We start from the raw sequence: 21444 nt of genomic DNA on the forward strand, positions 1-21444 counted from the left end.
ACAACACTTCACAATTACTTAGTCCGTGTATAAACCAATATTTATCTTCTACATACTAATCATTCACATCAGAAATACGCCCTATTCGTACTTAAAAGCAGATATATCCATATCCCATCAACCTTGAAAACACGGTATTTCCGTGTTATACTCGGACTCACTACGGATACACCTCGGATTTACCTCGGACATGTCGTAATGGAAACACGAATCAGGTAACTATATTGATAGAAGCTGTATTAGATAAGGACAGGAAAAGCAACCTCAGGCATTGCTAATTTCATAATTGATAGTTACTGTCGATTTCCAATTTTACAATCGGTGGTATATCTGCATTTCCATAACCCTAAAAATAAACAACAGCTTGTTTTTCAGCAAAATAAATACTTATCTTCGAATATGGCATATATAGATAATGGGTTTCTCAGGGGGCAGTTAGGCGACGTGATAAACCGAAAAGTAGGCGATAAAAATATTGTACAAACGAAAGCAACGCAAATTAACCAAAGCAGGTGGAGCAAAGCGGCTTCCTCTGACTTTGGCAGAGCAAGCACAGCAGGTGCGCTGATACGTCGCTTGTTGAGTTCGCTGCACCAGCATATGCACGATGGAAAAATGCACAATCGTTTGATGGTAAACCTCCAACGCGTCATGAAATGCAACCGACAGCACTTAGGTAAAAAAAATGTAGTTGCCGGAAATCCAAATCGCCTCGTTGATTTTCAATTCAACGATAACAGTCACCTTGGAGACTATATGTTCTTCGATATTGCAACACTAAAAGACAATAATATCCTGACCATTACTGTCCCCTCTTTTCATGTTCGAGATCATATCAAGCCTCCAAAAAAATGCTGCTATACAAATTTACGTATTGTGACCGTGGCTATCAATTTCGAAAAAAAGCAGGGGTATGAATTAGGAAACGAAGAAATTGGTTTTGAACCTTACTATAAGGATGTCTGGATGCCTGAGCAAACTTTTTCATACACACTCGACGATGTGGATACAGATATGGTATTAGTTGGTGTAAATCTAGATTTCTTTTCAAGCAGAGGTAGCAGCTTAACATTAATAAATGACGAAAAACTTAATCCGGCATCGATTATCGCAGCATTTGGTCGTACTAATTATTCAAACGAACCCTAATTAATACTTTATCGTAAAAGCGAGGGGCTACAGCCCCTCGCTTTTTACGGTAATTTTAGCACTCTTTAAACCTTTTGACTTTGCTTCAAGCAAGATGTATCCAGGCTGCTCCGAAGACTGTACAATTGCGGTAAGTTGTCCACTGAACAGATGCATCTGCGGTAAATGAAACATATCCAAGCAAGTAGGGTCACCGTTAGCTGCAGCACGATAAGACCCCGCCCCCTTTACATCAAAGTGTACCAGCGATCCCTCATCTGGACAGATGTTCCCCTCTTTATCTACCACTTTCACACGCACATAGGCCAACGATTTACCATCAGCGGGTATCGTACCATGGTTGGTTTCTAGTTCTAATTTATACGGTTTTCCTGCAGTTCGGATAATTTTCTCCTCGGCAATATTCCCCGCTGTGTCGTAGGCAATCACCTTAAGTTCTCCAGGTTCGTAAAGAACATCCATCCACATCAGACGGTAACGATGCTGCACCGATTGATTACTTTTCTCCTGTATACCCTGACTCTTGCCATTAAGAAACAGCTCGGCACGCGGGTAGTTGGTGTAAACAAACACGGGAGTCTTCTCGCCTACCCGATCTGGCCACGTCCAGTGTGGCAACATATGTAAAGTGGATTCTTTCTTATTCCAAAGACTGCGGTACAAGTAATAACGATCTTTGGGAATGCTAGCCAAATCGATAATACCAAACATAGAGCTATGATTTGGCCAGGCATCGGTATCGTAAGGAGACGGTTCGCCGAGGTAATCAAACCCTGTCCACACAAACTGTCCCATCGTCCAATGATGATCTTCTGCCAACGCAAAATCATCGTCGGGAAGGTTAGACCAAGAGCAATGTTCCATATCATACGACGAGGATTGATGATCTGAATAAGTAGCATCCCCGCGCTTTTCCACCGGAAACTTATATACTCCCCTAGAACTTACCGTTGAAGAGGTCTCTGTACCCAATACTAAATTTTGAGGCAGTTTGTTATATGCCTCCTCATAACGATGTACTCGGTAATTAAAGCCTGGAATATCCAGCATGCTGGCAAACCCATTTTCCAACACACAACTTACCTGATCCATACCACAGGTAACTGGCCGGGTAGGGTCCTCACGATGGCAGATTTCCTGTAAAAAAGAAGCGACCTTGTATCCATCAGGCCGACATTGTGTAGGCACCTCATTACCAATACTCCACATCACTACAGATGGATTATTTCGAAAATGATGTATCATATTAACCATATCGCGCTCTGCCCACTCGTCAAAAAAACGGTGGTAGCCGTTCTTGCATTTAGCGATATTCCATTCATCAAAAGGTTCGATCATCATCATTAATCCAAGCTCGTCACACAATTCGACCAATTCAGGTGCCGGCATATTGTGTGCCGTACGTATCGCATCACAGCCCATATCCATCAGTAACTCCAATTGATAGCGTAACGCTGAGATATTAATAGCGGCTCCCAGTGGACCTAAATCATGGTGGTTACATACTCCTTGAAACTTACGAAGTTTGCCATTCAGGAAGAAGCCTTTATCGGCGATAAATTTAATATCTCGAACCCCAAACCGCGTCTGATATTGATCCACCAACTTATCGTCTACGTAAATCTTCGACACCGCACGGTATAACGAAGGACTCTCCGGGCTCCACAACGAAGGATTTCTAATTTCAAAATTTTGCACAAATGGGTTTCCATAATTCAGCTTTTGTTGGTTTTCCTTGTGTGCAACGACTTTTCCGTCGCTATCCAAAATATCTGTCAGGATACGGATCGCTTTACCATCCGCATTTTCTAAATTGGTCTCAATGCGAACAGAAGCACTACTATCCGATACAAAAGGGGTAGTGACATAAGTACCCCATACCGGAACATGCATTTCCTCCGTGACGATGACATGTACATTACGGTAGAGACCAGCCCCAGGATACCATCGCGAAGATTGTGGCTTATTTTCCAAACGGACAGCCAATTGATTATCCATCCCATCGGTATGCAACAGATTTGTCACATCACAATGGAACGTGTTATAGCCGAAGGGCCAAAAGCAAGCCTCCTGACCATTGACATAAACACGTGCTTCACTCATGGCACCATCAAACTTCAGTACAACTTGTTTTTTGCCATCCTTAAGTTCCGGCACATCAAATGTACTACGGTACCAACCAATACCTACATAAGGTAACCCTCCTGTTCTTCCAGTTTTTACAGTAGCGACTTTTTCGCCATTTTGGGTAACCGCAACCTGCTGCAAATCATGCGAACGGTCAAAAGGTCCATATATCGCCCAATCATGTGGCACAGCCACCTGTTGCCACTTACTATCATCAAAGGCAGCGTTAGCGGCCTGTTCAAAATCTCCTTTACTAAAACGCCAATTTTTTTCCAACAAAAACTCCCGGCGTAGCCCTTGTCCCATCAATATACAAGGAGCGAGCAGCAAACAGAATAAAATAATATCAATTTTTTTCATGATGCACTAAAGTACTAACTATCTCTTATTTAAAAAAAGCATTCAACGCCTTTGTTGCACGTCCATTATCGTCAAATGCACCCAGCGTATAACCATTCCATCCGGCGTGAGCTAGAGGTTCCCAATAAAAGACCCCCAATACCTTTTCATTGGAAACCGTCCTACATTTAGCAATCAGATCCGTTAAAAAAGCTTCAGCTGCGTCTTCTTCGTCCCAGCTCATACCTACCTCACATATCATGACATCCGAACCATAACGCGTATTCATGTCTTGGATATTGGCCAAACATTGGGTATTGCGTTCCGGCCAATTGTCCTTGTCGGGATAGAGAGACATGCCTATTACATCCCATTTTCCCCCATTTGATTTTAATCCGTCGAAAAGCCAGCGAAAAAGACCATTGTCGTGACCATTATGTACATGCACAATCACCTTCGCATCCGAAAAGACTGACTTTACCGCATCATATCCTGCATTATTTAGCAGGGCATAGTTTGCCATATTTTCAGAAGCCTTTCCTTCATCCCACAACATCCCGTTCCCTGTTTCGTTGCCGACTTGTACCCATTCTGGTGTAATACCGTTACTCTTTAAAAGCGAGAGTACTTCTATCGTATGATCGGCAACAGCCTGCTTTAATGCATCTAACGAAAGTCCTTCCCATGTCCGTGGCTTATTTTGTTGCCCAGGATCAGCCCAACTATCGCTGTAATGGAAATCGATCAGAATACGCATTCCTAAATTATGTGCACGGTAAGCTTTTACCAGTAAGTCCTGCTTATTACACCATCCATTGACTGGGTCTACCCACACGCGCAAGCGCACTGCATCCATACCCATGGAATGCAGCAGCTTTATACCGTCCACCGATACCCCTCCATTGTTGTAAAAATTCACTCCCGCAGCTTCCATCTCTGTAATCCAGCTTATATCAGCTCCCTTCGCAAAGGAATCATCGGCTTTTACCTCGGGAATATTTTCATTCTCTTTGCAGCTACCTAAACCAAGTACAGCGAGTACAAGAAGCAGGCGCATATATATTTTGATTGTGATCATATCAAATGGTATTAAGTTATTATTCAACACTATATTTAAATGCCTTAGGATCACTAAGATCTAATTTCAGCGTATATGTACCCACCTTGTCATAGGTAAATCCACCTGCATCGGATGTGTACAACGCACATTCTCCTTCTGCTTCTGATCCGCCAAAAAACCAGCTCCAGCTGCCATTGATCAAAATTTTGATTCCCCATTGCTCTGCTGCGGTAGTTGTAATACTGGCTGTCCAAACCTTGTTCTCTTTGTCGTAAGTCATCGGATTAGCTGTCGCACTCCATCCATTAAAATCACCCGTAACGGTTAGCGAGCTGATTACGGTTTCTTTCCATTCCAACTGATTGACATCTGCTGTTAGATACAGGTATCCGCCATTCGAGGTCCAACAGTTCCAACGATCTGCACCTGCATACAGAACGTACTGATTGCCATCTAAAGGATAAGAGCCATAGATCTTGGACGCATCGGCACTTGCTTCATTCGCTAGGTAAAAATTATACCATTGATCTACCTGCACAAATCCGTCGTAAACCCCATTTTCCTGTCTTGAACATAAGCGCCAAGGAAATGAACTGAATTCACTATTAGCCATATACAGGTAATCTCCATCGTCGGTAGCTTCGTATGGTGTAATATCGATGCGAACGATATTACTGTATAACGGATCCAGGTTGTTGGCCAATCGGGATACCACCCTGACATATAAAGACTGCTTCTCCAGCGGTACGAATCCCATACCGAATACCAGGCTATTCAGCTGTTCATTGGTGTAGCTCATGGAAGAGCTAATTTGATCGACGTTCCGTGCAATAGTTTCGAAAGAAGCTGTGACGGAGAATTGCAAGGATGTTTTCAGTGTGCCTTGTGCTATGCTTTCTGTCGATGTTAATTGACCCTCGTTCCACATCAACTGCAGCGCCAGGCTTTTCCGATTGTTGGCATCCAGTACAACATCTGTCGACGAAGTCGCTAGGGTTGCGGGCTCAAAACCCGAAATACGAGGCTCTACACCTTCTTTGCTACAGGCTGCAAAAAAAACAGCAAGTAGACCTATAAATATCTGTTTCATATTTAGTTTAATAACCAGTATTTTGAATTAAATTTGGATTTGCTGTAAGATCAGTAGCAGGTATCGGATAGAGATTATACTTCACATCTACCGAACGACCATCGACAGCACCTCCTTTCCATTGCCACAAATAAGTACCTCCGGAAAACCGACCGAAACGGATTAAATCCGTACGACGTGTGCATTCCCAAAAGAGTTCACGACCTCTTTCTGCTAAAAGGAAATCTAATGTTAGCTGTGCTGTGCCGATCTGCCCACTATCATTTCCGAAGGCTCTACGTCGGATCAGGTTTACCAAAGAAAGTGCCTCCTGCAAATCTCCGCCTCCTCCTCCTCGCACGACAGATTCAGCATACATCAGATACACGTCTGCCAGACGTATCATCGGAAAATCTGTACTTACCATCCCCTCATCAGTCGTGAATGTTCCGTCGTCGTTCAGATTGGTAAACTTAACTAGACTATATCCCTGTCCGGAAGAAGAAGGATCATCCACATCCAACGACTGACCGTCTGTCCAAAAGTCGCCACGCAGATCATTTGTATCAAATGTAGATACAAATTCGCGCAAAGTGCGAAAACTGTTCCATCCCGATACCACACCGTAATCCGCCGCGTTCATGCTACCTACTATAGGGCCGTTGACCAGGTAAGTCGTCGCTCCCCAAGTTGTGGTATGCTGTACATCCGCCTGGATCGGAAAGATAATTTCTTGGACACGCAGATCGTTATCCGCATTGAATAATTTTTTGTAATCGGTTTCTAAAGAATATCCGGCATCAATTACTTTTTTGCTGTATGTAATACAGTCGGCATAGCGGGCTGTACCCGTATACACCTGTGCATTGAGGTAATTTTTGGCCAGCAAAGACCAAGCCGCCGCTTTGCTGACACGCCCATACACGTTACTTTGTGGTTCCGATAATATGTCCGCAATCTGGATGAGTTCACTTTCTATAAAGTCAAACAGATCCGAGCGCGTGATACGTGGGGGGAAAAATGCACCCACCGCATCTGTTTCGGTCACAAAAGGAACATTCCCATAAAGATCCATCGCATGGCTATAGGCCAGTGCCCGTAAAAATCGGGCTTCTGCTGCAAACTCCAGGATTTCTCTTTGCTGCTCAGTCGAAAATGAGGAAATTTTTTCGGCTGTTGCATTGCGTAAAAATTCATTACTAATCGCGATCGTATAATAGATACGATAGTACATGGCATTTACCCAGGTATCCGATGCCCCCCAATTGATAAATTGTATATCGACCAGGTTATCACCACCTGCCCAAGTGTATATTACCTCATCGGTTGGAATCTCCTGCAGGTTGAAATAGACACGGAGATACCCCCAAGATGCGGTCGCGCTACCCATATCTGGATTATCATCTCCTCGACCATTACCGGCGATAGCAAAAGACGCATACAACTTAGCCAAGGCAGACTTGTAACCGTCTACGGATGTATAAACGGCATCTGCTGTAGTTTCTATCGTCGGATATTGATCGAGGTCTTTTGTACAGGATACAATCAGCATCAAAACCGAAAGCAGTCCTACGTATAATTTTGTTAGCTGTTTCATATGTATTCTATTCTTTTTTAATTGATACTTCATCAGATTAAAATATTAAAAATCGAGATTTAAACTTAGCGAATAGGTTCTTGAACGTGGGTAGAACGAACTATCAAAACCGCTCGGCACTTCGGGATCCTTCCCCGAGTACTTACTAATGATAAATAAGTTTTGCGCTACTGCTCCTATGCGGAGGTTAGCAAATTTTCCGACTTGCCCGACATTGTATCCCAGAGAAAAATTTTCCATCCGGAGAAAGGATGCGTTCTCCACATAATAATCCGAATAATACTGTCTCGCCTGAAAACCGGTCTTCAGGTAATCCTCGTGCAGATTATTAATTGCAGGATCCACATACTGCACCGTCTCCCAGGCACTCAGATTCATCTTGGTGTTGTTAAATACATAATTCCCTAGGTTTGCCCGCAATGTCGTTGCTGCTGTCCATTTTTTGTAGGATACTTGTGTATTAAATCCTAAAATCCACTTTGGAGCTGGAGATTGATAGCGATAGAGATCTTTCTCATCAATGGCTCCGTCTTGGTTCAAATCGGCATAGACTCCTTCTAGAGGTCTACCACTTTCATCATACATCTGCTTATAGACATAAAACATGTAAGGTTCATAACCTGTCGTCAATATTTGGATACTCCGTCCGCTGACCACAGGCCCTACATAGGAACCAACAGAAGAGTCATCTTCTACCAAAGCAATATTCGTTACTTTCATATGTTGTTGGGTAGCATTGAAGTTCACTTCCCATCGCAGGTTTTCCCGCTCAACAGGTACTGTATTTAACTGGAATTCAAAACCGCTACTTTCTATATTGCCAACGTTGGTTGTTGCCATTTGGTCGAAATTGGTACCTGCAGGCACGGGAACTGTAGCTAACAGATCGTGCGTCTTTCGCGTATAGTATTCAATAGAGCCAGAAACACGGTTCTGCCATACCGCAAAATCCAACCCATAATTGAATGCTTTGGTGGTTTCCCAACGTAAGTCGCTTACATATACCGAGGGGCGATACACCAAATGGTATTGATTACCAAAACGGTATTGTGCATAAGGCGTACCTTGATTGTAAACAGGAAGATAGCTATAATTACCTATTCCGTCCTGCTGTCCAGTTACACCGTAGCTGGCTCGTAGTTTCAGGTCATTTAGAAAAGTGCTCTCCTTTAAAAAAGACTCTTCAGACAATCGCCAAGCCAGTGCTAAGGAAGGGAATGTACCCCAACGGTTTTCTGGACTGAAACGCGATGTTCCGTCGCGGCGGACAGTAGCGGTCAATAGGTAGCGACTGTCGTAGTTGTAGTTCAACCGTCCATACCAGGAGAGCAGGGTGTGACGTTCATCTGCCCCAATAGCCGTTGAGCGTACATCACCCGCATCGTTGAGATAAGTGATCGGTGGACGGGTTGCGCTCCAATACTGGTAATCATGACCTACCGTCAGTTCCAGATTACTCTTCAGATCGGGCAATGCTTTATTGTAATTCAGGTATCCGGTAAAGAGTTTATTTTTAAGTGTTTGTTCATAGGTATCGTAGGATCCTCCAATGTTAAAAGCATTCGCTGCAGCAGCAGGAATATGATTGTAACCTTCGCCATGTGCATAATCGTATCCTAAGGTAACATGTGCTTTCAGCTCCGGCAGAAAATGGAATTTATAATCCAGATCCAAATTACCGATACCCCTGTTCACATCGCTACGATGCCTTTCCTGATTTAAGAGTCCTAACGGATTTAGATTGGCTCCTGTAGCCGGAAGTCCTGCATTGTCTAAGCTCTCGTAATAGCCGCCATATTGTTCATTGCCCGAATAAATCGGCTGCGTCGGATTAAATGCAATCGCTGACCATATGGCATCTGTATTCGCAAACTGATTGTTGTTGCGTGCCCCTTTTAGATTGAGGTTAACGGTAAGATGCTGATCAAAAAAAGTGGGATTCATCACCAAAGAACCTGTCATGCGTTCGGTCTTATCCGTTTTGAGTGTACCTTGCTGATTATAATAACCCACTGATGCTCGAAACGGAACTACCTTCCCTATGCTTCCGCTTAGACCAAGGTTATTGTCTGTACCAAATGCATCCTGAAATACTTCTTCAAGCCAATCTGTTGATGCACTTCCCAATAAAGCTTTTTGCGCTGCTGTGCCTTTGCTATCGATCAATTCGGCAAACTGATCCCTAGACATCATATCCGCTACCCCCATAGCTTGTTGCATGGAAAGGATTGATGAGAAGGATACACGTAACTGCTCACCTTTCCCTTTTTTTGTCGTGATGAGCAACACGCCATTGGATGCTCTCGATCCATAAATGGCTGTAGCGGATGCATCTTTCAATACGGTCATGCTCTCAATGTCGTTGGGATTAATCAAACTCAGAAAGTTACCACTATTGCCGCTGATTCCTCCGGTTTCCAACGGTACGCCGTCCAGTACGATTAACGGATCGTTACTCGCACTTAGCGACGCTCCACCACGGATACGAATCGTACTTCCTGCAGTTGGCGATCCACTATTGGACATCACCTGTACACCTGCAGCCTTCCCACTGATCAATTGTTCAGGCGATCCGACCAGTCCAGTATTAAAATCTTTACTACTCACGGTATTCACCGCACCGGTAAGATCCTTTTTCGTGGAACTTCCGTAACCGATTACCACCAGCTCCTCTAGTTGGTTTCCGGCAAGCAACATGACCACATCGAGTGTACTGCCTGATATCGTGCGTGTCTGTGGCTGGTATCCCAACATGTTATAGGTAATTTGTGTTTTCCCAGCAGGTAAACGTAGGGTATAGGTTCCATCATCCGCACTGGAGGTCCCGATCGCGGTCCCTGCGACAAGAATAGTTGCCCCCGCAAGCGGTATTCCATCCGCATCTCGTACTGTACCGCGGATCTCCTGTTCCTGCTGCAGGATAGAAATTGACAACGGTCTTGCAAGCAGGGATTGGGCTGTGCAAAACCAGCCTACGGAAAACAGAGACAAGCTGACAAAACAGGCTTTTATCGTAAAACGTTTCATATGTTTATAATTTGATCTTTAAGGTCATATGGAATATACCAATCGCATTTAGTCGTGTTTGTCTCGCTTCAAGTGGGATGGATATTTCATTTTATGGATTTATAAGTGCTCTAATTTGGTTTATTATAATTTATTTTCACTCGCGCAAAGTTATTCCAGCCATGCTGCTCCCACCCTCAATTCTGCCGTGGGGCTGACCGCTCCCCTTGTGGAGATCAGCAGCTTTTCGGCTTGAGTAACCTGAAATGGAATGTTTATCTGCGGCACAAAGTATCGTTCTAAAAAAACGGGATAGGGAGCCGGCAGGAGAGCTGTTGGAACTTGTTTTAAGGTTTCTAGCGGAATCCGGACAACCTGGATTTCTTCTTTTTTATCGTCTACCGTCACGTTGGCAACATATGTGTAGCCCATATCCGAAACAAAGCCTATTTCCAAACCTCCGGCCAATCCCCGACCACCTATCGCTAAGCATAGTTGGCGCGCCTGTGCTATACCGGAACGCCGCGCAGTAATATCACGCGAAATATCCTTTTGCCAAAAAAAGCGACTCGCTGAATCCCTACTGATAAAGTGGTAATTCCAGATGGCGGATTTCGTCAGATCGGACTGTGCTCTTTGATACTCCAAATACGAAGTCTCTGGAATAGCGTAATGCTCATATGCTGGTTCTTCTGCATCGGTTGTAACCAATAGAACAGAACTACTTGGATCTACACAGGTAGTCGAAAAATAGTTGGAAACCGAAAAATCCCAATCCAACGGGGTACCTTCTGCAGCTTGTGGATAAGTGTACCGGCGACCGTCAGCATAGACGGTAACGGTATACTTCAGTTTGTCGGAAGCCAACAGTTCTACGGGCAGTGTAGCCGTATAACTATATCCTGCTTGTTGTTCCATTTTAATAGATGGATTATCGTTCTTCCAAAAAGAGACTTGATCGGTCTGAATGATTACGGAATCGGGTTTTACGCGACTAATCACTTTCATGTGCAACGCCAAAGGACTGCCTCTTTCTACTATTGGAGGAGGGGTGTGACCAACATAGGGCTGTTGTTCACTGGATGGAGAAGGAGCAACGAATTCTCCTAAACGAAAGTTGTTCCACAGGGTATTTGCTGTCCATTCTTTAGCTATATTTCCCCCTTTGCGGCTGAGGATATACACGCCTGGCATTATAATGATACTTTTATCTTTTGCAATACGGTAACCCGATATGACCGTATCCGGTGCTAAGCGTTTTAGTTGATAGTCATCACCCAGATCCGGAATAGCTATTGTCATTGGCCATTCTTGCCATAGAATACGAACGACTTCTCGTGACAAAGAAGGCTTTGAGAATGGATCAGCAACTTGTTCGGCGTCCGGCATTACTTCCAAACGCCATACTCCTTCGCTCAGTTTATCTAAGAAGTAAGCTCCTGATCCAGCATATTGCACAAGAGGTGACGATCCATGCCCAGCTATATGTTGAAGATCCGTCGGCGCAACTGGCTCAACCGTCGTATGATTACTGTAATAATACTTATTCTTGGTATTCATTAAGCTCAAATCTTGTTTATAGCTTACCATAAAATCGTCAAATAGGGTGTCCAACGGATAAGTATCAAATTGCTGGTTTCGAGGTACCTGATAGGCAACCTCTGCCGCTATCATCGTGCTGATCGCCTTAGCTGGAGTATACGCCAAATTCAGGTAATGTGTTTGATACTCTGTATTATAAGCTGCAATATCTAAGGGATCGTACGCGAACTGCGTAATCCATTGAAATCCCGACGATCGGAAGGTACGGCTCATGGCTGGATGTATGTAACCGTATAACACGTCCGCTGGATCGTATTCATAGATAGCCTTCGCCTTTGATGCAAACCCTTTTTCATTTGCAAATGGAATGCTGTAATTCGCGACGTATGGGAGAAAATTTCCTTTGCGCTCGCGCCCGGCAACTAAACCGACCGGATACCATTGATAGGTGGTACCTTGCACAGCCGACTGATAATAAGCTGGCACATGCTCCATATTATGACTTACGTTATAGAAGACAGGCTTTCGATTTCCAGCTTTCTTCAAGGCAGATAACATTTCGTTAATGTACCGCTTGGTTATACCTACTTCTCCTGTATGACAAGGTTCGTTGTTGATTTCGAAACCTACCACATAAGGATCATCTTTATATGCTTTTCCGGTATATGGATTTATGTGGTTTACCAATTGTGAAATGTAGTGCTTCTGTGCTTCTATCGCTTGAGGATCAGCATGTATACTACACTTATCATATAAATAAGAGAAGGCTTCTGTTATTTGGTTACGCTCGGGGTAACCATTACCAAAATTAGTCATGGCTGTTACCAAAATACGTATCCCCCTTTCCTCTAATTTTGAAAAAAGATAATCCAGAAGATCTAAATGTTCGTTGGCAATAAGATTTCCTTTTGCGTCAGAAATCTCTACATCCCAAATATGTATGCGATAGGCATTAAATCCCAGCCGCGCCAGATGATATACATCGCGATCGATCGCAGCTTTATGATCTATACCTTTATAATGGAGTGCACGGTAAGCATGAGCAAATGGAACCGTATAGTTTACACCATAGAAAGAAGCTTCTGCTTTCGTATCAGACCAACGCATTACGCCACCGCCATCGATATAAATGGTAGGAACTTCAGTTTTACTTTGTCCTAGTAAAGTGGAGCAGGTGCACAGCACGCAAAGAAATACAATAAATTTTGGCATCGGAATAACATGTTTATAATCTGGTTGAGAATCAACATCACAAACATATCAATGTTTTGTTCCTTTGTGCAATATATATCGGACAAAACACAACACAAATCGGACAAAATATTGATTTTAGGCGTCTCTCTCCACAAAAACCTTTGGCGTAACACCAAACTCTGATTGAAAACATTTCGAAAAATAGGACGCATTCGAGTATCCGACCATATACATCACCTCAGCAACAGTAAACTTCTTTTGACGGAGCAAAATTGCGGCTTTTTTCATGCGGATGGATCGGATGTATTCTACAGGGGTCAACGCAGTCAGCTGCTTTATCTTTCGGTAAAGCTGTTTGACACCCATTCCGACCTTCTCACTAAGTCTTTGTACGGTGAAGTCGGAATCATCTATATGTTCTTCTATCACCTGGGTAACTTTTACAAGTAGTCGTTCATCCGTGGATTCGATTACTTCAATCCGAGGCTTACTGATTTCGTCCAACCGCAATTGTTCAGATAAACGCTCTTTACGCTTGATCAACTGATTGATCTGCATTTTCAAGAAGTCCAAATCGAATGGTTTACCGACGAATGCATCTATACCAGCTGCCAAACTTTCGTGTTCCGTTTGTTTATCACTCTTCGCCGTAAGCAATATAATTGGAATTGTGGATGTCAGGGTGTTTTTTCGGAGTTGACGGGCCATTTCCAATCCACCCATAATGGGCATCATGGCATCAGAAACAATGATATCCGGTATATATGATTTTTCGCATAACTCCAAAGCCTCTCTACCATCCCGTGCTACCTTACAAAGGTAATCCCCTTCTAATGTCTGGCTTAAAAATAAAGACAGCTCCTCATTATCTTCTACAATCAATAGTTTACGTCGATCGCCGTCAAAAGGGTGACTTATCAAGTCCTCTTTCATTAAAATAGCACTTGTCGCAAGAGATATCTTCACTTGTGTACCGGCGGCTAATTCGGAATCTATCTGGACCTTCCATCCCATCTGTTCGCAATAGCTTTTTACGAGGTACAACCCTACTCCGGTACCTTCTATATGCTTGTTTAACGAAGACGAGGCACGGTAAAACTTACTGAACACATAGGGCAAATCTTCTTTTGAAATCCCGATACCATTATCTTTAATGACAATAGCCACTTGCTCTTCTGTTTGAGAAATATGGAGATCAATACGGCCACTTTCTTTTGGGTTATATTTACAGGCATTGGTCAGGATATTGGTTAACACCGACTCTAATTTGGTCACATCGGATTCGATATAAATAGTATCTACCGAACTAGAAAAAGTAAAGGAAAGATGTCCGTACGCTGCTGTAGCCGATATTATATCAAACAACCTCCGTGTAAAAGAGACCAATTCTATGCGCGAATGGATAAGATGATTTATGCGAACGCTTTCTCCGTCTTTTTTATCAAATTCCATGACTTCCTGGATAAGCGTATTGATTTTAAGTGCATTTTGCTGAATATTTTCCAGTTGCTTTTTTTTATCGGTGTCCCTTGTCCGAAAAATCAATTGGCTTACTGGTGCTAGAATAAGACTAAGTGGGGTCTTCAATTCGTGGGAGATCGTCGTCAGGAAATCCATTTTATGTTTTGAAAGCTCCAGTACCTTCTTCCGCTCCATACGCTCCAATTTCAATTTATTTCTGACCCGAAAAAAATTAATAATCCATAGGATCAAACCGATCAATAGCAACGCATATAAAAAACGTGCCCAACCATCTGCATACCAGGGATATTTCACATCGACATCCACTTCAAATATATCTGAAACAATTTTCCCTTGCGTATCCATCTTTGCGACCTGGAGCACATACGTCCCAGAACTAAGATTGGCCAATTGTACCTTATTATCCCCCTGTTCTAATACAATCCATTGCTCATTTCGTCCCTTAAAGGCATACACCAAACGATAGCCGACGTCATTCCCATAGTCCAGGTTCGAAAACTCCAATCTAAGATTATTCTGTCCATGGTTAAGTACAATTTCGTCACGGTATCGCACACCGTAATCATAGGCTCCGAAACGTTCATTATTGACATATATTGCGGTTAGCACAATTTGTCTATTCGAAGAGTCCGTTCCTCCCACTTGTTGAGCAGGCATGATCAACACCTCGTCAATGCCTCCCAGATAAACTTCCTTACGCAATGCATTGTAGTACATTGCACTGATATCCTGCCCATGCTTCAACGTCTGAAACGTAAGCAATTTCTTGTCAAGTTGCCAAAGTCCATCGCCCGTAGCCAACCATATCTTTTGACCGACCTCTTCCATAGCCGTTACCTCCCCCAGTCCCACAGGATCGAAAACTAATGTCCGGGAACTACCGTCACTTCCAATTCGAAGTACTTTACCATGCTGACCAATCCAAATGCATCCTTCTTTGTCCATCAACATAAATGTTGCCTGCTCGACTGGATTGCCCTGTTCGTCTTTCACCAGTTGTACACGTCCGTTCTTAGGATCTATTTTATTCAATCCTTTATTATAAAAAAGAGCCCACACTTGTGAATAGCTGTCTTGCAATATTTGGTTTGCAAAGTCTGCCAGCAGTCCTTCCCCAATATTATAGTTGTCTGGTGATGTGTACTTTCCATCGGATGCGATCAATTTTGATTTGTCTACACTGAAAATTCCGCCCAAATAAGTTGCAATCCATAACTGACCTCCACGATCCTCAAAAACATCGTATGCCCATTTGGCGTTTCGCTTTCCTGTACGATCCGTGATCTCGAAATTTCTAAATGCTTTCGTTTTCGGATCAAAAAGATTAACGCCTCCATCCGACGCAATCCACAGCAACCCTTCTGGATCTTCATATATATCACGTATCCGATTGTGTGGAAGCGTTAAATCCTGCGCATCCATACGGTACCAGAAGCTCTCCCCTATGCTGTCTGCAAGTGTATTTGTACGAATCAAACCATTATCCCCACCTAACCAATACCATCCATGGCGATCCTGTATAATCTTGTAGAAGCGATTGCCATCACTCCGCGATGTAAACCGATATATCGGCAGTTTTTTTTCTGCCTGTTGATGTGCCCACAACGAAAGTCCAAGATCGGTGCCGATCCAGATATTTTGGTTCCGATCAGCATACATGCCCCAGACAATGTTATTGGCAAGGGAGTTTGGATTTCGGGAATCATGCTTTATCCGCTCTAGGGAAGAACGGTCCGTCCCGTAAACGAAAAGTCCGTCATCGGTACCTAGCAACAATGTTTTGCTATCATAAGCTATCATGGACTTAATCGGATGCTTCTTCAAAACCGGCTGCTTCTGTAATTGCCTAGTACTATAGTTGTAATAATACAACCCATACTCTGTACCGACATAAGCTCCCCTCTCATCTGCCGAGGTTAATAATGAATTGACAAACTGATTCCTATGTACATTATAATCCGGTAACGACAAGTGCTTGACTTCTCCCGAAGAGGAATTTAACGTGTAAAGTCCGTTATACGTTCCGATGAGCAATCTATCGTTTTCTTTCAACAAGGTATAAACCGTCTGATTACCCAGTTTATTTTTCAGTTGCTCACCATAATTTTCTATTGTTCTTTTCTCAACATGATAGCGATATAAGCCCGTCAATGATCCGATCCAAAGATATTCTCCGTCGAACAATAGCGCCCGGACATCCGAAGGACCATCCTTCGGAAAATCCTCATAACGATCCTTATTGTAATTGTACAACCAAACACCATGTTCCGTGCCCAGAGCCAAATAAGTTGCATCGAGTACAGCTATACTATAAATAAATGTTTGGTATTTTATATCCGCTGCGGTATGCTGATGTAACGAATAACCGTCATAACTATATAGGCCACTATTGCTTCCGACCCACAACATACCTAAACTATCCTGTGCAAAGCAATTTACTGAGCTCGCTCTCGAACCAACCGATATATTTCGAAAAAATGGAAATTCATGCGTGTTCGAAAAAAGGAATGGTTCAAATGTGATGAAACATAAAAAAAATAGCAACACAATTTTTCGCATAACATGGAGGTCTGTCTGCAAACTTAAATAAAATGCCTTGTATTCACGAACGTCTTAAATCTAAATACCCAGAATCAAAGACAACTCTTTTAGCATCACTTTAAGTGGAATCGCTTCAACATCTTTTGACAGCCGAAAGCGCTCATAACCGGGATACACAAAAAAAAACGATGCGTAGCTTGGATGTCATCGCAACCGTTCATAAATCCCTTACTGAGGGTCGGTGTCATAGAACGTTTGATCTCTATAGCTATTCGTTTATCACTCCCTGCATCAATAACAAGATCAACCTCGGCACCTGCTGCCGTTCTATAGAAATATGGAGAAGCCCAGGATGGCAAATTTGAAACTAAACTTTAAATTTACAAGGTTAAGTACACAGAAATAATATCCAGCACGTTCACAGATTCCATTACATAGCTGTTCCATTTAGGTAGAATGGTTTATGGGTCATCAAAAATATCGATCCCCTATTTCTGAATAAAAGTAACGATCCAGAAGCTCCCAGAAAAACTCTTCGTCTGTACCATACTGCTCCAAGATACGTTTCCAGGTTTCTTTGTTAAACTGAATCTCATTCCCAAAACTATCTTTATAAATCCACTTATCGAATATATCTTCACCAAAAGAAGCTTTGTTCTTGTCCCGAATATATTCTAGCCCTCCTTGCAAATTTCTTTTGAGCTGGGTTTTAGAGCCATTCACCTGTTCTTCCACATTAATGTGCCCGAAGATATCCTTTCCTTCCTCCAGTTTATAGCCTTTATTATCTTCAATTATTGTCTTATCAAAGATGTCTACCTTGAAAGTAGCGCTATAGTCGGAGTGTCTGCTATTTTCTCTTACCAACCTCCTTAACAGTCTGGCTTGAGCATCCTTATTCTCCCTCAAACCGGGCTCTATCTTATCTAGATATTTCTTTTCGTACTGCAATTTATTACTACGACTATCTGTAAATATCAAGTCATCAAAGATGTTTTTTTCGAGACTGGCCTTATATCCTCCGTCAGCAGATCTATACTGGAGTGTTCCAAAAATATCCGTGTCTATAGCTCCTCGCTGTGCAAACAGAACAGAAAACGATAACAGCAACGCCACAAAAATGAAAAGCTTCTTCATATCAACTAGATTATTACAAAGATAGACTACCTACCCGAGAATTGGTTTATTCTATTTCAATAAAAACGTTTGTGCAGATATAGATAAGCTATTTGCGTACTTAATGATAATTCGTATATTTGATGGTATGGACACTGTAGTAATTCATCCTAAAACTAAAGAGCAATTGGCAGCAATTAAAGCTTTTGCTAAAGCGCTGAAAATGGAGTTTGAAATAACGCAGCCAGCTAGCCAATACGATCCAGAATTTGTCAAAAAAATTCTGGACGCGGATAAATCTGCTAAAAAAGGCAATGTCACGAGAATTAAAGATGCTAAAAATATATGGGCAGATATTCTTTAGACATTGAAAAGAAAGCAAAAAAGCAATTAGCAGACGTTTACAGATCAGGCAATAAAGCTGATATAAAAAAGATCGAAATTATAATTGCCGAACTCGAAGAACATCCTGAAACAGGCACCGGTAATCCCGAACAATTAAAGTATGAGTTATCTGGTTTTTGGTCAAGACGAATTAACGCTAAAGATCGGATCATATACACAATAGACGATTTGAATGTTATCGTCACAATCATATCCGCAAAAGGGCATTATAATGATAAATAAAAATTGCTCAACTGCGCCCGCTCTCTCTTAAGTTTTCAATTCATATTTTCTTGTAACATGACCCTGTAAATAAAATGCGTTAGCTCTATCAATTTAGCACAATTCGTTCTTAAATCCTTTATCATGGTATCTTTAAGTAGTGACGATCTACTTTGAAAAGATGCCTCAAAAGTCCATCTTAATACAGATCTTAGTGAATCCAAGTCTCTATTATAACTAGTGAAAACCCAATTAAGAGCATATAGCGGACGCTCTTTCTCTCTTGGCTCCAAATATTGGGTGTCATAGTTTAATGTTTCAAAAAAAGATGCGTAGTAGGGATTTTCATCATTCTCTGTACGCCTTTTCAGACTCGCTCCCTTTCTAGCATAAGGTTTAAATATCCAACAAAACTCCGCAAGTTTTATGATGGTTAAGTATATATTATACGTCCGGCTGAAATCAGCTGTGTATGCACCATTAAGAACAGAATCCACCCACCAAAAAAACTCATTAATAGTTCCGTCTTTAGTGCTATTTTCAAATATTCCAGATAGCACCATTTGCGGAGCTATAATCTGATCTGTCGACAGATTGGAAGGGTATTTGCAAAAATCCAAATATAGGAAGGTTCTTGAATCCGGAATATAATCTTCATAATGGTGTATCAAGTAAGCCATTTCCGTCAATTTTTGAAAGAGAACATAATTATCATAGACTTCGCCTCCGTCCATTGCCTGGCAAATACTTTTTGGCAAAAATGTATACTCTCCCCAAATTGTGAGGAGTTGTATCCAATCTTGATGTGTCTTTTTATCAAAAACCAATACATAAAATGAATAGGGATCGGCGATCTCATCCAATGTTAACCATCGCACTTTTCCTTTAAATCTAGAAATTACCTCCTTGTAATCATCTTCCTGTTTAAATGGATCATGGTCCTTATCGGATTCCATTCTTAACCACGAATAATCGTCGAAGTAGTATGTACTTTCGTGACTATAGTCAAACTCTGGGCGGTACCTTTGCTGATTAGACACGTTACTTATCTCACTCGCAGCGCCTTCTTTTTCCTTGTACGTTAAATATAACCAACCTAGGTCTATTAACCTTCTATTCAATTCCAACTGGTAGATTGCATTTCCAGCATATAAATCAGGATAAATGTCATTTGACATTACTGTTCTTAAAAGCTTATCATTTGCAAGCAAATGGCTTTCGTACCCCGCTGCATCAAAAAACTCCCAATATAATGTCAGTATGCTTTCGTAGGAAATATCACGTTTACTCGTCTCGAGATCAATTATTCCAATCGGCTTTAGTATGTCCATAATTTTTTAAATTAATTACCAATCTATATGAATTCTATCTAACATTAGGAGATAGAGCGTTTCCATTAATTTTTCCAATTCTTGGAATAACAGAACTGCTCTCCTTCCGTCTTCTTCCTCAAAACTTCCACCTTTTCCACTTAGTAGAATTGCATACTCGTGAAGATCTCTGTGCAACGAATGATAATCGTAGCCTCTCAAATTATCAATTAGACTGGATACATCGGTCTCTAATAAATGGTGAAGTGGATAAAAATTATATTCAGTAGAAAAGTTTCCGACTTCTGAATAACTCACTGTAAAATATTTCTCTTCTTCAAAATAGCTATCATTCTGTAAAGATAGTGTATGCGTCAACCCGATCAGTTTATGATAAGTATGTATAATTCCACCTCGACTTCCCATGATTCCCTCCTCAAGACCATAATGTGTATACATTGTATAAAACAGCTCTCGGAGATTCTTCTTTAAATCTTCATATTCCCATTTGCTGAAGATTTTCATCAGTGTCTTTGCCGGTTGCCTTGCTTCTTCCAAAGAAAGGTAAGCACTTGCTGCATACAGGTTAGCTTCTTCCTTCATATAATTACTTTTATAAATAAAATACATTAGTTCGATCATCAGCATAAGACGTCTAAATTCAGGGATTTCATTACCTACTTTGCACCTATCACCAACATCTAGCTGTCGCCAATCTATCCCCAAGTCCCACCAATGTCTCAATACATTCATAAACCCCTGAAGCCCGTCTTCTTCGTTAAATAATTGCGCAATTGTGGTTTTCAATGAGTTTCTTGTTTCTCCTAAGAAGATACAGTAAGTAGTATTTCTGAAAGTCTGAAACGAGGTATCGTCGCATGGGACCAACAGCTGTGAGCAGCCAAATTCCTTGTCAATAAGCCAAGCAACATTAAGGAGCTTTTGTAGTCTACACTTGAAGTGATAGAGCGTATGCAATCCATTCCCAAAAGAAAAAAGATACGGTCTATAATGGCAGTGTTTCCACTCCCAAAGTAAGTATTGACAATCCGTAAGTGAATAATGTTTAAATACATCCTCCAAAGCTAGCGAAGGGCTTTTAAGCTCTTCTTGTGTTAATGAATACGGGAAGTCCTCATCCCATATCCATATTGATTGTCTGGGTAAATCAGGTTGCTTTGTTTCCATTAGTTTCTTATCATAAAGTCCTGCAGGAATATCGCATCAGGTACCATTGAGAATACGATACCCTGCGGACTTTTTATAGTTTTGATCAGTTTTATTTTTTGTTAGTTTTTAATGTTCA

Annotated in this window: 14 protein-coding genes; 3 read left to right on the plus strand and 11 right to left on the minus strand. The window is 41.9% G+C overall.

What is annotated here, in order from left to right; translation table 11 throughout:
- The first annotated feature begins 399 nt into the window (after positions 1 to 399).
- A complete protein-coding gene (locus FAZ19_RS14165) occupies positions 400 to 1149 on the plus strand; it encodes a hypothetical protein (protein WP_136821403.1) in 750 nt (249 codons plus the stop codon).
- 27 nt (positions 1150 to 1176) lie between these two features.
- On the opposite strand, the gene FAZ19_RS14170 is transcribed toward FAZ19_RS14165, so the two are convergent.
- The 9 genes from FAZ19_RS14170 to FAZ19_RS14210 all read right to left on the minus strand — a co-directional run bounded on the left by FAZ19_RS14170 (position 1177) and on the right by FAZ19_RS14210 (position 18243).
- Entirely contained in the window at positions 1177 to 3636 is a 2460-nt protein-coding gene (locus FAZ19_RS14170) for a glycoside hydrolase family 2 TIM barrel-domain containing protein (protein WP_136821404.1), read from the minus strand.
- Positions 3637 to 3661: 25 nt separating this feature from the next.
- Positions 3662 to 4693 (minus strand): glycoside hydrolase family 53 protein, encoded by a 1032-nt coding sequence (locus FAZ19_RS14175; protein ID WP_136821405.1) that lies wholly within the window; start codon positions 4691 to 4693, stop codon positions 3662 to 3664.
- Positions 4694 to 4712: 19 nt separating this feature from the next.
- Positions 4713 to 5765: a DUF5111 domain-containing protein gene (locus FAZ19_RS14180; protein WP_136821406.1), complete on the minus strand. Its 1053-nt coding sequence runs from the start codon at positions 5763 to 5765 to the stop codon at positions 4713 to 4715.
- 7 nt (positions 5766 to 5772) lie between these two features.
- On the minus strand, positions 5773 to 7341 hold the full coding sequence (locus FAZ19_RS14185; RefSeq protein WP_136821407.1) for a RagB/SusD family nutrient uptake outer membrane protein: 1569 nt from the start codon (positions 7339 to 7341) through the stop codon (positions 5773 to 5775).
- Between the two features lie 45 nt (positions 7342 to 7386).
- On the minus strand, positions 7387 to 10368 hold the full coding sequence (locus tag FAZ19_RS14190) for a SusC/RagA family TonB-linked outer membrane protein (RefSeq protein ID WP_136821408.1): 2982 nt from the start codon (positions 10366 to 10368) through the stop codon (positions 7387 to 7389).
- A 150-nt stretch (positions 10369 to 10518) separates the two neighbouring features.
- Entirely contained in the window at positions 10519 to 13101 is a 2583-nt protein-coding gene (locus FAZ19_RS14195) for a glycoside hydrolase 5 family protein (protein WP_136821409.1), read from the minus strand.
- A gap of 117 nt (positions 13102 to 13218) precedes the next feature.
- Complete coding sequence (locus tag FAZ19_RS14200; protein ID WP_136821410.1) at positions 13219 to 17124, minus strand: two-component regulator propeller domain-containing protein; 3906 nt, start codon at positions 17122 to 17124, stop codon at positions 13219 to 13221.
- A gap of 95 nt (positions 17125 to 17219) precedes the next feature.
- Entirely contained in the window at positions 17220 to 17465 is a 246-nt protein-coding gene (locus FAZ19_RS24495) for a DUF4143 domain-containing protein (protein ID WP_136821411.1), read from the minus strand.
- A gap of 112 nt (positions 17466 to 17577) precedes the next feature.
- Positions 17578 to 18243 carry a hypothetical protein gene (locus FAZ19_RS14210; RefSeq protein WP_136821412.1) on the minus strand — a complete coding sequence of 222 codons (666 nt, stop codon included), beginning with the start codon at positions 18241 to 18243 and terminating at the stop codon, positions 17578 to 17580.
- Positions 18244 to 18370: 127 nt separating this feature from the next.
- Here FAZ19_RS14210 and FAZ19_RS14215 point away from each other — a divergent pair, with 127 nt between their 5' ends.
- Positions 18371 to 18586: a DUF2683 family protein gene (locus FAZ19_RS14215; RefSeq protein WP_136821413.1), complete on the plus strand. Its 216-nt coding sequence runs from the start codon at positions 18371 to 18373 to the stop codon at positions 18584 to 18586.
- Positions 18568 to 18849, plus strand: a complete 282-nt coding sequence (locus FAZ19_RS14220) for a Txe/YoeB family addiction module toxin (RefSeq protein ID WP_136821414.1) — start codon at positions 18568 to 18570, stop codon at positions 18847 to 18849. The genes FAZ19_RS14215 and FAZ19_RS14220 overlap by 19 nt, the downstream gene beginning before the upstream one ends.
- Before the next feature lie 35 nt (positions 18850 to 18884).
- Here FAZ19_RS14220 and FAZ19_RS14225 read toward each other — a convergent pair whose 3' ends face one another.
- Positions 18885 to 20159 carry a hypothetical protein gene (locus tag FAZ19_RS14225; protein ID WP_136821415.1) on the minus strand — a complete coding sequence of 425 codons (1275 nt, stop codon included), beginning with the start codon at positions 20157 to 20159 and terminating at the stop codon, positions 18885 to 18887.
- Between the two features lie 15 nt (positions 20160 to 20174).
- Positions 20175 to 21326, minus strand: a complete 1152-nt coding sequence (locus tag FAZ19_RS14230; protein WP_136821416.1) for a hypothetical protein — start codon at positions 21324 to 21326, stop codon at positions 20175 to 20177.
- Between the last annotated feature and the right edge of the window lie 118 nt (positions 21327 to 21444).

The organism is Sphingobacterium alkalisoli, from assembly GCF_005049105.1.
GTDB classification, from domain to species: domain Bacteria; phylum Bacteroidota; class Bacteroidia; order Sphingobacteriales; family Sphingobacteriaceae; genus Sphingobacterium; species Sphingobacterium alkalisoli.